This is a genomic window from Streptomyces sp. NPDC006235, assembly GCF_040613735.1.
Classification (GTDB): Bacteria; Actinomycetota; Actinomycetes; order Streptomycetales; family Streptomycetaceae; genus Streptomyces.
On sequence record NZ_JBEXSR010000014.1, the window covers coordinates 39109 to 52559 of the forward strand.

General features: G+C 70.7%; 7 protein-coding genes and 1 pseudogene. 6 read left to right on the forward strand and 2 right to left on the reverse strand.

Features of this window, described 5'->3' with window-relative positions:
• The first annotated feature begins 204 nt into the window (after positions 1-204).
• The 4 genes from metH to ABZ192_RS18515 all read left to right on the forward strand — a co-directional run bounded on the left by metH (position 205) and on the right by ABZ192_RS18515 (position 8246).
• Positions 205-3717 (forward strand): methionine synthase, encoded by a 3513-nt coding sequence (gene metH / locus ABZ192_RS18500; protein WP_356925533.1) that lies wholly within the window; start codon positions 205-207, stop codon positions 3715-3717.
• 123 nt (positions 3718-3840) lie between these two features.
• On the forward strand, positions 3841-4542 hold the full coding sequence (locus tag ABZ192_RS18505; protein ID WP_356925534.1) for an HAD family phosphatase: 702 nt from the start codon (positions 3841-3843) through the stop codon (positions 4540-4542).
• Between the two features lie 408 nt (positions 4543-4950).
• Complete coding sequence (locus ABZ192_RS18510; protein WP_356925535.1) at positions 4951-6555, forward strand: ABC transporter substrate-binding protein; 1605 nt, start codon at positions 4951-4953, stop codon at positions 6553-6555.
• Positions 6556-6662: 107 nt separating this feature from the next.
• Positions 6663-8246: an ABC transporter substrate-binding protein gene (locus tag ABZ192_RS18515; RefSeq protein WP_356925536.1), complete on the forward strand. Its 1584-nt coding sequence runs from the start codon at positions 6663-6665 to the stop codon at positions 8244-8246.
• Between the two features lie 70 nt (positions 8247-8316).
• On the opposite strand, the gene ABZ192_RS18520 is transcribed toward ABZ192_RS18515, so the two are convergent.
• Both ABZ192_RS18520 and ABZ192_RS18525 read right to left on the reverse strand, forming a co-directional pair.
• A complete protein-coding gene (locus tag ABZ192_RS18520) occupies positions 8317-8988 on the reverse strand; it encodes a response regulator transcription factor (RefSeq protein ID WP_010045368.1) in 672 nt (223 codons plus the stop codon).
• A gap of 14 nt (positions 8989-9002) precedes the next feature.
• Positions 9003-10029: pseudogene (locus tag ABZ192_RS18525) on the reverse strand (PD-(D/E)XK nuclease family protein).
• 188 nt (positions 10030-10217) lie between these two features.
• Between ABZ192_RS18525 and ABZ192_RS18530 the strand changes: the two are divergent.
• Together ABZ192_RS18530 and ABZ192_RS18535 are read left to right on the forward strand one after the other, a co-directional pair.
• Entirely contained in the window at positions 10218-12182 is a 1965-nt protein-coding gene (locus tag ABZ192_RS18530) for a site-2 protease family protein (protein WP_356925537.1), read from the forward strand.
• Between the two features lie 49 nt (positions 12183-12231).
• Complete coding sequence (locus tag ABZ192_RS18535; RefSeq protein WP_356925538.1) at positions 12232-13134, forward strand: tRNA (adenine-N1)-methyltransferase; 903 nt, start codon at positions 12232-12234, stop codon at positions 13132-13134.
• Positions 13135-13451 lie beyond the last annotated feature (317 nt).

Sequence of the window (13451 nt, forward strand, 5' to 3'; positions counted from 1 at the left end):
TTTGTTGCGTCGGCGGGTGGCACATCAGGGGCATCAGTGCCACAAGGGCGATCAGAGGCGCCATTCGCGTCCGTCCCGTGGACGCCCTGCCCATAGCGGCCCGCACCCGGTTACGCTGGCGCCGTGCGCCGTTCCCCCGGATGCCCCCCGTGTGTCCGGGAAGCCGCATAGCCGACAGCCGTCGCATTCGAGGGAGCCCTTTACATGGCCTCGTTGCCACCGACCCCTTCCGACAGCCGGACCCGCGTGTCCGCCCTCCGAGAGGCCCTGGCCAGCCGTGTGGTCGTGGCCGACGGGGCCATGGGCACCATGCTCCAGGCGCAGGACCCGACGCTCGAGGACTTCGAGAATCTCGAAGGCTGTAACGAGATCCTCAACGTGACCCGGCCGGACATCGTCCGTTCCGTCCACGACGCGTACTTCGCGGTCGGCGTCGACTGCGTCGAGACCAACACCTTCGGCGCCAACCACACGGCCGCGGCGGAGTACGAGATCTCCGACCGTGTGCACGAACTGTCCGAGGCGGGTGCCCGGATCGCCCGCGAGGCGGCCGACGAGTACGCCGCCCGGGACGGCCGGCCGCGCTGGGTGCTCGGCTCGATCGGCCCCGGCACCAAGCTGCCCACGCTCGGCCACGTCACCTACGGCACCATCCGCGACGGCTACCAGGCCAACGCCGAGGGCCTGCTCGCCGGCGGCGCCGACGCGCTGCTCGTGGAGACCACGCAGGACCTGCTCCAGACGAAGGCCTCCATTCTCGGCGCCCGCCGGGCCATGGAGGCCACCGGCGTCGAGGTGCCCCTGCTGTGCTCGATGGCCTTCGAGACCACCGGCACCATGCTGCTCGGCTCGGAGATCGGCGCGGCGCTGACCGCGCTGGAGCCGCTCGGCATCGACATGATCGGCCTGAACTGCTCCACCGGCCCGGCCGAGATGAGCGAGCACCTGCGCTATCTGACGCGCCACTCGCGCATCCCGCTGCTGTGCATGCCGAACGCCGGCCTGCCGATCCTCACCAAGGACGGCGCCCACTTCCCGCTCGACCCCGAGGGCCTGGCCGACGCCCAGCAGAACTTCGTCCGGGACTACGGCCTGTCCCTGGTCGGCGGCTGCTGCGGCACCACGCCGGAGCACCTGCGCCAGCTGGTGGAGCGCGTCCGGGACGTCACCCCGAGCGAGCGCAGCCCCCAGCCCGAGCCGGGCGCGGCGTCGCTGTACCAGTCGGTGCCGTTCCGCCAGGACACCTCCTACCTGGCCATCGGCGAGCGCACCAACGCCAACGGCTCGAAGAAGTTCCGCGAGGCCATGCTGGACGGCCGCTGGGACGACTGCGTGGAGATGGCCCGCGAGCAGATCCGCGAGGGCGCGCACATGCTCGACCTGTGCGTGGACTACGTCGGCCGCGACGGCGTCGCCGACATGGAGGAACTGGCCGGCCGCTTCGCCACCGCCTCGACGCTGCCGATCGTGCTGGACTCCACCGAGGTGGAGGTGATCCGGGCCGGGCTGGAGAAGCTCGGCGGCCGCGCGGTGATCAACTCGGTGAACTACGAGGACGGCGCGGGCCCCGAGTCCCGCTTCGCCAAGGTCACCCAGCTGGCCAGGGAGCACGGAGCCGCGCTGATCGCGCTGACCATCGACGAGGAGGGCCAGGCCCGCACCGCCGAGAAGAAGGTCGAGATCGCCGAGCGGCTCATCGACGACCTGACGGGCAACTGGGGCATCCACGAGGAGGACATCCTCGTCGACTGCCTGACCTTCACCATCTGCACCGGCCAGGAGGAGTCCCGCAAGGACGGCATCGCCACCATCGAGGGCATCCGCGAGCTGAAGCGGCGCCACCCGAAGGTGCAGACCACGCTCGGCCTGTCCAACATCTCCTTCGGCCTCAACCCGGCCGCCCGCATCCTGCTGAACTCCGTCTTCCTCGACGAGTGCGTCAAGGCGGGCCTGGACTCGGCGATCGTGCACGCGAGCAAGATCCTGCCGATCGCCCGCTTCAGCGAGGAAGAGGTCCAGACGGCTCTGGACCTCATCTACGACCGCCGCGCCGAGGGCTACGACCCGCTGCAGAAGCTGATGCAGCTGTTCGAGGGCGCCACCGCCAAGTCCCTCAAGGCCGGCAAGGCCGAGGAACTGGCCGCCCTGCCGCTGGACGAGCGCCTGAAGCGGCGCATCATCGACGGCGAGAAGAACGGCCTGGAGGCCGACCTCGACGAGGCCCTGCAGTCCCGCCCGGCCCTGGACATCGTCAACGAGACGCTGCTGGAGGGCATGAAGGTCGTCGGTGAGCTGTTCGGCTCCGGCCAGATGCAGCTGCCGTTCGTCCTGCAGTCGGCCGAGGTGATGAAGACGGCCGTCGCCCACCTCGAACCGCACATGGAGAAGACCGACGAGGCCGGCAAGGGCACCATCGTGCTGGCCACCGTGCGCGGCGACGTGCACGACATCGGCAAGAACCTCGTCGACATCATCCTGACCAACAACGGCTACAACGTCGTCAACCTGGGCATCAAGCAGCCGGTCTCGGCGATCCTGGACGCCGCCGAGGAGCACAAGGCCGACGTCATCGGCATGTCCGGTCTCCTGGTCAAGTCGACGGTGATCATGAAGGAGAACCTGGAGGAGCTCAACACCCGCGGCCTCGCCGCCCGCTTCCCGGTGATCCTCGGCGGCGCCGCCCTCACCCGCGCCTACGTCGAGCAGGACCTGCACGAGATCTACGAGGGCGAGGTCCGCTACGCCCGCGACGCCTTCGAGGGCCTGCGCCTGATGGACGCCCTGATCGGCGTCAAGCGGGGCGTGCCCGGTGCGAAGCTGCCCGAGCTGAAGCAGCGCCGGGTCCGGGCCGCCGCCCCGGCCGCCGTGGAGGAGCGCCCCGAGGAGGGGCACGTCCGCTCCGACGTCGCCACCGACAACCCGGTCCCCGAGCCGCCCTTCCGCGGCACCCGCGTGATCAAGGGCATCCAGCTCAAGGAGTACGCGAGCTGGCTCGACGAGGGCGCCCTCTTCAAGGGCCAGTGGGGCCTGAAGCAGGCCCGCACCGGCGAGGGCCCGTCGTACGAGGAACTCGTCGAGAGCGAGGGCCGGCCCCGGCTGCGCGGGCTGCTGGACAAGCTCCAGACGGAGAACCTGCTGGAGGCGGCCGTGGTCTACGGCTACTTCCCGTGCGTCTCCAAGGACGACGACCTGATCATCCTGGACGAGCAGGGCAACGAGCGCACCCGCTTCACCTTCCCGCGCCAGCGCCGCGGCCGGCGCCTGTGCCTGGCCGACTTCTTCCGCCCGGAGGAGTCCGGCGAGACCGACGTCGTCGGCCTCCAGGTCGTCACCGTCGGCTCGCGCATCGGCGAGGAGACCGCGCGGCTCTTCGAGGCCAACGCCTACCGCGACTACCTCGAGCTGCACGGCCTGTCCGTGCAGCTGGCCGAGGCGCTCGCCGAGTACTGGCACGCGCGCGTGCGCTCGGAACTCGGCTTCGCCGGCGAGGACCCGGACGAGATGCAGGGCATGTTCGAGCTGAAGTACCGGGGCGCCCGCTTCTCCCTCGGCTACGGCGCCTGCCCCAACCTGGAGGACCGCGCGAAGATCGCCGACCTGCTCCAGCCGGAGCGCATCGGCGTCCACCTGTCCGAGGAGTTCCAGCTGCACCCCGAGCAGTCCACGGACGCCATCGTGATCCACCACCCGGAGGCGAAGTACTTCAACGCCCGCTGAGCCCCTCCCGGGCGCCCGGGCCAAAAGAAGCGTTTCGTCCGCGCACGACGTAGACTGGTCGGTCCACCGCAGGCCGGTTCCCTCCTGGGAACCGGCCTGAATGTCCCTCAAGGAGGTACGTGGATGACCAGTACGGTCCGCGCGCTCGGCACCCTTACGGCCGAAGGTTCAGCTCTGCAAGCCGTGCTGCTCGACATGGACGGCACCCTGGTGGACACGGAGGGCTTCTGGTGGGACGTCGAGGTCGAGGTCTTCGCCTCCCTCGGCCACGTGCTCGACGAGTCCTGGCGCCACGTAGTGGTCGGCGGCCCCATGACCCGCAGCGCCGGGTTCCTGATCGAGGCCACCGGCGCCGACATCACCCTCGACGAGCTCACCGTGCTCCTGAACGACGGCTTCGAGGAGCGCATCGGCCGCGCCCTGCCGCTGATGCCCGGCGCCGGCCGGCTGCTGGCCGAACTGTACGAGTACGAGATCCCCACGGCCCTCGTCTCCGCCTCGCACCGGCGCATCATCGACCGGGTGCTGACCTCCCTGGGCGCGCACCACTTCGCCCTGACGGTGGCCGGTGACGAGGTGCCGCGCACCAAGCCCCACCCCGACCCGTACCTGGCGGCCGCCGCCGGCCTCGGCGCCGACCCCGCCCGGTGCGCCGTCATCGAGGACACCGCGACCGGAGTCGCCGCCGCCGAGGCCGCGGGCTGCCAGGTCGTGGCGGTGCCCTCCGTGGCCCCCATCGCCCCGGCCCTCAGGCGCACGGTCGTCACCTCTCTCGAAGAGGTCGACCTGACATTTCTGCACGGCCTGATGACGGAAATGCGCTAGCTGTTCACCCAGCGTGCAGCGGCGTTAGGACGGTAATTCCGAAGGTGAATTCGAACTCCCCGGAGGATCGAATTCCCGTACTCTCGCACCCGTTTACGAGTGTGACGTTCCCCACGCGGGCCGGGGTCGACAGCAGGTCCGGCGCGTGCTGCGCACCCCCTCAAGAGGGCTGTCGGCGTGCCCTTGTGTCCCGATTGATGGAACGCTGCACCAAAGCTTCCGCTGTCGGGTTTTCGGTGCGTCCACGCCCGGTTCCGCAGCGTGATGGGTGCTCAACTCCGGTGGCGGCGAACCCTCCTGCAGACCGCGACTAATCTCGACGCGAGAACATCGCCCCACCCCCGTGATCCGCTGCGCCACCCCTGCATGCCGGGTACACGGAGTCGACAGCTCTGGAGAAACTCGAGCATGAACCGCAAGACTTTGGTGCTGCCGGCCGTGATCGGCCTGCTCGCGCCGGTGCTCGCCGCCTGCGGCGGGACCGACAGCGGGAGCGACAACGGCGACGCGATCGTCGTCGGCACCACGGACCGGTTCACGGCCTCGAAGGACGCCCCCGCACCCCTCGACCCGGCGTACGCCTACGACGTCGGCACCTGGAACATCCTGCGCCAGACCGTGCAGACCCTGATGATCCAGCCGCGCGGCGAGGGCGAGCCGGTACCCGAGGCCGCCGAGCGGTGCGGCTTCACCGACACCGGCAACGAGCGCTACGCCTGCACCCTGCGCGATGGCCTGAAGTTCGCGAACGGCGACCCCGTCACCGCGGCCGACGTCAAGTACTCCATCGACCGCGCCCGTTCCCTCAAGGCCGACAGCGGCGTGTTCGCGCTGCTGTCCACCATCGACACCGTCGAGACGCAGGGCGACCGCGAGGTCATCTTCCACCTCAAGACCGCCGACGCGACCTTCCCGTACAAGCTGTCGACCCCGGTCGCCGGCATCGTCGACCCCGACGACTACCCGAAGAACAAGCTGCGCGACGGCTTCGACCTCGAGGGCTCCGGCCCGTACACGCTCAAGGCCGAGGTCGAGAACAACGAGATGGTCAAGGCCCGGTTCACCCGGAACCCCTCCTACAAGGGGAGCCTGAAGGTGAACAACGACAAGGCCGAGATGGTCGCCTTCAAGGACGCCGACGCCATGGGCACGGCGTTGCACAAGGGCGACATCGACCTGATGACCCGCGCGATGTCGCCCGAGCAGATCCGCAAGCTCTCGGGCGACGCGGACACCGACATCGACCTCGTCGAGATGCCCGGCCTGGAGATCCGCTACCTGGGCTTCAACACCGACGCCCCGACCGTGAAGTCCAAGGCCGTACGCCAGGCGATGGCCCAGGTCGTCAACCGCAGCGAGCTGATCTCCAAGGTCTACGGATCGCAGGCCGAGCCGCTGTACTCGCTCGTCCCGGCCAGCGTCACCGGCCACTCCAACTCGTTCTTCAACAAGTACGGCGACCCGAACGTCACCAAGGCGCGCTTGCTGCTCAACCAGGCCAACGTCACCACCCCGGTGAAGCTGACGCTGCACTACACCACCGACCACTACGGTCCGGCCACCAAGCAGGAGTTCCAGGTCCTCCGCGACCAGCTGAACTCCAGCGGGCTGTTCGACGTCAGCATCAAGGGCACGCCGTGGGACACCTTCCGCCCGGCTGAGAAGAAGGGCGAGTACGACGTCTACGGCATGGGCTGGTTCCCGGACTTCCCGGACGCCGACAACTTCCTCGCGCCGTTCCTGGACAAGGACAACACCCTCGGCTCGCCGTACGACAACAGCCGGATCCGCAACACCCTGATCCCGGAGTCGCGCCGTGAGGCGGACCGGCTGTCCGCCTCCACGAGCCTGACGGACATTCAGGACATCGTCGCCTCCGACGTGCCGGTGCTGCCGCTGTGGCAGGGCAAGCAGTACGTCGCCGCGCGCGACGACATCACGGGTACCGCGTACGCCCTCAACTCCTCGTCGACGCTCCAGTTGTGGGAGCTCGGCCGGGGCGTGAGTGGCTGACGGACCCATGGGAACCCCGGGGCCGGTGACCGCGGCCCCCGGGGAACCGTGCCCGGAGCCAGGGACATGCTCCGGGCGTTCTCGAGAACCGACGACAGGGCACACACGTGAACATACGCAACCAGTGGCCGGTCCTGCCCCTCGTGGCGGGGCTCGCCTCCGGCCTGCTGACCGGCTGTGGCACGGAGACCGGAGACTCCGCGGGGGACGACTCCAACGTGGTGGTGGGGATGTCGGACGACGTCCTGGCCACCGACCCGGCATCCGGCTACGACCCCGGCTCCTGGCTGTTGTTCAACAACGTCTTCCAGTCGCTGCTCAGCTTCCCCAAGGGCGCCACGGAACCCCAACCGGAGGCAGCCGAGAGCTGCTCCTTCAGTGACACGCAGACCACGGTCTACAAGTGCACGCTGAAGGACGGCCTCAAGTTCAGCAACGGTGACGAGCTCACCTCCGAGGACGTCAAGTTCTCCTTCGACCGCATGCTGAAGATCAACGACCCCGACGGGCCCGCGATCATGTTCCCCACGCTGGACAAGGTCGAGACGCCCGACGAGAAGACGGTCGTCTTCCGGCTCAACACGGCCGACGCCACCTTCCCGAGCAAGATCGCCTCGGGCGCCGGCTCCATCGTCGACCACCGCGAGTACGACGCGGACGGGCTGCGCAAGGACGGCAAGGCCGTCGGCTCCGGCCCCTACCAGCTCGACTCGATCGACGACGAGCAGGCCGTCTTCTCCGTCAACGAGAACTACAAGGGCACCGCCGAGGTGAAGAACGCCGGCGTGACGCTCAAGTTCTTCGACGGCGACCAGACCGCCCTGAAGCAGGCCATCCAGGGCGGGGAGGTCGACATCGCCTACCGCGGCCTGACCGCCGGCGACATCGCGGACATGGAGAAGGCCGACGACGGCACCGGCGTCGAGGTCGTCGAGGGCAGCAGCGCCGAGGTCCAGCACCTGGTGTTCAACATGGACGACCCGGTCGCCGGAAAGCCCGGCGTGCGCAAGGCCATCGCCCACCTGCTCGACCGCGAAGCCCTCATCAAGGACGTCTACCAGGGCACCGCGACTCCGCTGTACTCGATCATCCCCGCGGGAATCGCCGGCCACAACACGGCCTTCTTCGACACCTACGGCGCCCGCCCCTCCAAGTCCAAGGCGGCCGAGGCACTGCGCGCCGACGGCATCAACGGCAAGGTGAAGCTGACCCTCTGGTCGACGCCGTCCCGCTACGGCCCCGCCACCGACCAGGAGTTGAACGCCATCGCCGGCCAGCTCAACGCGAGCGGCCTGTTCGACGCCACCGTCAAGTCCGTCCCCTTCGGCCAGTACGAGAAGGACATCGCCGCCGGCAAGTACGGCGTCTACGTGAAGGGCTGGGTGCCCGACTACCCCGACGCCGACAACTTCACGGCCCCCTTCTTCGGCAAGGGCAACGTGCTGAACAACAACTACGACAACAGCACCATCACCGGCTCGCTCATCCCGCGCACCGCGGCCCTGACCAACCGCGCCGCCACGGACAAGGAGTTCGGTGAGCTCCAGGACATCGTCGCCGACGAACTGCCCGTCCTGCCGGTGTGGCAGGCCAAGCAGTACGCGGTCGTCCGCGACGGTGTCTACGGACTGGAGTACTGCCTCGACGCGTCCACCGTGTTCCGCTTCTGGGAGCTGAGCAAGGACGCCTGACGCACCCGCGTGCGTGAAGGAAGAGGGCGCCCCCTGCTCGGCAGGGGGCGCCCTCTGTGTGTCCGGGTGTCTACTGTGCGCCGGGGCGCACCAGCCCGCTCTCGTACGCGTACACCGCGGCCTGCACGCGGTCGCGCAGGCCCAGCTTGGTGAGCACATGCCCGACGTGCGTCTTGACGGTGGTCTCGCTGACGAACAGGTCGGCGGCGATCTCGGCGTTGGACAGCCCCCGCGCCACCAGCTTCAGCACCTCCACCTCGCGGTCGGTGAGCGTGTGCAGCGTGTCCGGCACCGGCTCCTCGCCCGACGGCAGATGCGTGGCGTACTTGTCGAGCAGCCGCCTGGTGATGCTCGGCGCGAGCATCGCCTCACCCGCGGCCACGACCCGGATCGCCTGCACCAGCTCGTTGGCCGGGGCGTCCTTGAGCAGGAAGCCGCTGGCACCGGCCCGCAGGGCCTCCACCACGTACTCGTCGAGGTCGAAGGTGGTCAGCACCAGGACCTTCGCCGGACCGTCCCGCCCGGGGCCGGTGATCTGACGGGTCGCCTCCACACCGTCCATCCGCGGCATGCGGATGTCCATCAGGACCACATCGGGCTGCAGCGCCCGCACCTGGTCCAGCGCCTGGAGGCCGTCTCCGGCCTCGCCGACGACCGCGAGGTCCTGCTCGGCCTCCAGGATCATCCGGAAGCCCGTACGGAGCAGTGGCTGGTCGTCGACCAGTAGGACGCGGATGGCCACGTAAGTCTCCTTCGCTAGTCCGGCCCCATTCTGCCCTGCGCCAGGCCGCCGGGCTCAGCCGCCCTGGCCGGTCACCCGCGGCGGCAGCGGCAGCGGGTACGGCGGGGGAGTGCCGCCGAACTCCGGGCAGTGGGCCTGGTGGTCGCACCAGCCGCACAGCTTCGTGGGGCGCGGCCGCCAGTCGCCCGTCTCGGTCGCCAGCCGGATCGCCTCCCACAGCGCGAGCAGCTTGCGCTCGACGCGCTCCAGGTCGGCGAGGACGGGGTCGTACGTCAGTACCTGACCGCTGCCGAGGTAGACCAGCTGAAGCCGCCTCGGGACCACGTTCTTCAGCCGCCAGACGACCAGGGCGTAGAACTTCATCTGGAACAGGGCGCCCTCGGAGTACTCGGGCCTGGGGGCCTTGCCCGTCTTGTAGTCGACGATCCGGACCTCGCCCGTGGGCGCCACGTCGACCCGGTCGATGATCCCGCGCAGCCGCAGCCCGGACTCCAGCTCGGCCTCGACGAACAGCTCCCGCTCGGCCGGCTCCAGCCGGCTGGGGTTCTCCAGGCTGAACCAGCGCTCGACGAGCTGCTCGGCCTCGCCCAGCCAGCGCGCCAGCCGCTCGCCCTGCGGATCGTCGGCGAACAGCTCCACGACCTCCGGCCGCGTCTCCCGCAGCCGGTCCCACTGGCCCGGGATCAGCGACTTCGCCCGCGGCGCCGTGCGCTCCGCCGCCGGGGCGTCGAAGAGGCGCTCCAGGACCGCGTGCACCAGCGTCCCTCTCGTCGCCGCCTCGCTCGGCTTCTCCGGCAGCCGGTCGATGACCCGGAAGCGGTAGAGCAGCGGGCACTGCATGAAGTCACTGGCACGCGAGGGGGACAGCGAGGCGGGCGGTTTGGCCGGGGGCGCGGTCTCGGCAGCGGTCCCGGCCGCCGTCTCCCCTGCTGTCTCCGTCGTCTCGACGGCCGCCTCCACCAGCCCGGCCCGGGCCGGCGGATCCACCGCCGCGGCAGGGCTGCTGTCGGGCTGCGCCGCGCCCTCGGTGCTCGTCTCCATGCCCCAGACCATACGGCCCGCCACTGACAGTGACCCAGCCGCGGTTACGCCGCGGGCGGGAGTGAGGAGACGGGACTGAGGGAAACTCAGGGGTGCCGGGGCGGAAGGCACCTCGACGGACGCATACCATCGACTCGATACCCTCCCGTCCGGCAGGCGCGGGAGACGATGCGAACGAGGGGACACCGGTGGACGAGAGCGGCGGGCGCGGGCAGCCGCGGTCCGGCAACGAGGAGTCGGCCGAGCGCCACGCAGGGCCTCCGGCCCCGGCCACCGACCCCACCTCCGCCGACGAACGGTCCACGGACGTACGGCGGTTCACCTCCACGAGCGACGACGACGCCCCTGCCACGACGCCGCCGACCCGGCCGGACGACCACCCGTCCGGGCAGACACCCGAACCGGCGGCCGACCCGGCAGCGGATGAGCCCTCCACCACCGGCGGCCCCCCGGAAGCGTCACCCCGGGAACACCCCGACCACGCCGAGGCCTCCGCGCGCGGCGAGGACGCCGACAGCCCCCGTTCGGAGGCCGCCCCGCACGCGGGCCGCCCCGAGGACTCCGCTCAGGACGACCCCGGCAGCCGCCCTTCCGGGAGCGACGCGCACCCGGACCGCCCGGAGGCGGATGCCCTTCGCAGGGCTCCCGCCCACGGCGGGGACGACCGGAGTCGCCGGTCGGAGGATGCCGCCGCGCACCCGGACCGCCCCGAGGCCGATACCCACCGCGAGGACGACGGCAGTCAGCCGGCGGACGCCGCCGCGCACCCCGACCGCCCCGAGCCCGACGCTCTGCGCAAGGCCCCCGCCCACGGCGACCACGACGGCAGCAGCCGGTCGCCGGAAGGCGACGCGCACCCCGACCGTGCCTACGCCACCGGTCCGCACACGGACCCGGCCGCGGGCAGGGCCGATACGACCGGCCGGCACGCCACCCCCGGCACCGGTGACCGCCACCTCGCGCACTCGGCCGACGGCAAGGGCCCCGCGCCCCAGCGCCCGGAGCCGCGCGGCGGACTGCTGATGGGACGGCCGTTCGGCGTGCCCGTCTACGTCGCGCCCAGCTGGTTCCTCGTCGCCGCGCTGATCACCTGGGTGTTCGGCGGACAGCTGGAGCGCGTGCTGCCCGAGCTCGGCGCCGCCCGGTACCTGGTCTCCCTGTTCTTCGCGGTCGCCTTCTACGCGTCCGTGCTGGTGCACGAGCTGGCCCACACGGTCGCCGCCCTCCGCTTCAAGCTCCCCGTCCGCCGCATCCAGCTCCAGTTCTTCGGCGGCGTCTCCGAGATCGAGAAGGAGGCCGAGACCCCCGGCCGGGAGTTCGTCCTCGCCTTCGTCGGACCGCTGCTCTCCCTCGCCCTGGCCGGCGTCTTCTACGCGGCCCTGCAGGCCGTGGAACCCGACACGGTTCCGGGCTTCCTGCTGGCCGGCCTGATGATCTCCAACCTGATCGTGGCCGCGTTCAACCTCCTGCCCGGCCTGCCCCTGGACGGCGGCCGCATGCTCCGCGCGGTCGTCTGGAAGATCACCGGCAAGCCGATGACCGGCACCGTGGCCGCCGCCTGGGTCGGCCGCGCCCTCGCCGTCTCCGTCCTGATCGGCCTGCCCCTGCTGACCCAGTCCGGCGCCCTCGGCACCGACGCCGTGGACAACGTCGGCATGGACACCGTCCTGGACGCCCTGCTCGCCGCCATCCTCGCCGCGATCATCTGGACCGGCGCCGGCAACAGCCTGCGCATGGCCCGCCTGCGCGAGCACCTCCCCGAACTGCGCGCCCGCGCGCTCACCCGCCGTGCCGTCCCGGTCGAGACCCACACGCCCCTCTCGGAGGCCCTGCGCCGTGCCAACGCCGCCGGCGCCCGCGCCCTGGTCGTCGTCGACGCCCACGGCAACCCCGTCTCCCTCGTCCGCGAGGCCGCCATCGTCGGCGTACCCGAACACCGCCGCCCCTGGGTCGCGGTCAGCGGCCTCGCCCAGGACCTGACCGACGGCATGCGTGTCTCCGCGGAACTGTCCGGCGAGGAGCTCCTGGACGCGCTCCGGGCGACCCCCGCGACCGAGTACCTGGTGGTCGAGGAGACCGGCGAGATCTACGGCGTCCTGTCCGCGGCCGACGTGGAACGAGCCTTCGTGAAGGCCATGGCCCGTCCCTCCTAGAGGCCGGACCGTGGTCGGAAGGCCTCTCAGGTGCCGGTAGGCTGGTCACATGTCCGAACCGACCGGTGCCGCCCGCAGGCGCGGGCCCTTCAAGGTCGGGGACCAGGTACAGCTGACCGACCCCAAGGGCCGCCACTACACGTTCACGCTCGAGGCCGGGAAGAACTTCCACACCCACAAGGGTTCCTTCCCGCACGACGAACTGATCGGCGCTCCCGAGGGCAGCGTTGTCCGCACCACGGGAAACGTCGCCTATCTCGCGCTGCGCCCCCTGCTCCCCGACTACGTCCTGTCCATGCCCCGCGGGGCAGCCGTCGTCTACCCGAAGGACGCGGGGCAGATCCTCGCCTTCGCCGACATCTTCCCCGGCGCCCGCGTCGTGGAGGCCGGTGTCGGCTCGGGCTCGCTCAGCAGCTTCCTGCTGCGCGCCATCGGCGACCAGGGCATGCTGCACAGCTACGAGCGCCGCGCGGATTTCGCCGAGATCGCCCAGGCGAACGTGGAGCGCTACTTCGGCGGCCCGCACCCCGCCTGGCAGCTCACCGTCGGCGACCTCCAGGACAACCTGTCCGACGCCGACGTCGACCGCGTCATCCTCGACATGCTCGCCCCCTGGGAGTGCCTGGAGGCCGTCTCCAAGGCGCTGGTCCCCGGCGGCATCCTGTGCTGCTACGTGGCGACCACCACCCAGCTCGCCCGGACCGTCGAGTCCATCCGCGAGATCGGCTGCTTCAACGAGCCGACCTCCTGGGAGACGATGATCCGCAACTGGCACATCGAGGGCCTGGCCGTCCGCCCGGACCACCGGATGATCGGCCACACCGGCTTCCTGCTCACGGCCCGCCGCCTCGCCGACGGCGTCGAGCCGCCCATGCGCCGCCGCCGCCCCGCCAAGGGCGCCTACGGCGAGGACTACGTCGGCCCCAACGCCGACGGCGGCACCGGCCGCTGACACGGCCCGCCGCCCGCACAACGCACAGGCGCCGTGGCGGAGTTCCCGGACCCACTCCGGAACTCCGCCACGGCGCCTTGCCGTTGCCCCGCGCCGCCGCGACGGGTGAACCAGCGCGTGTCCCCCTTGACCTGAAACAGGCCTCCGGTGGCCCGCCTTGCCGAGGTGACGGCCGTCGCGCAGCGGCCCGAGCCGGCATCCCCGCTGACACAGCGGCAGGGACCGTAACCCTTCTGACTTCCCCGGCGCAGGACCTGCACACCCCGCCGTTCCCTCGCGGTGTGACGTGTGGCACCATCTTGGCCACCCACCGGCAC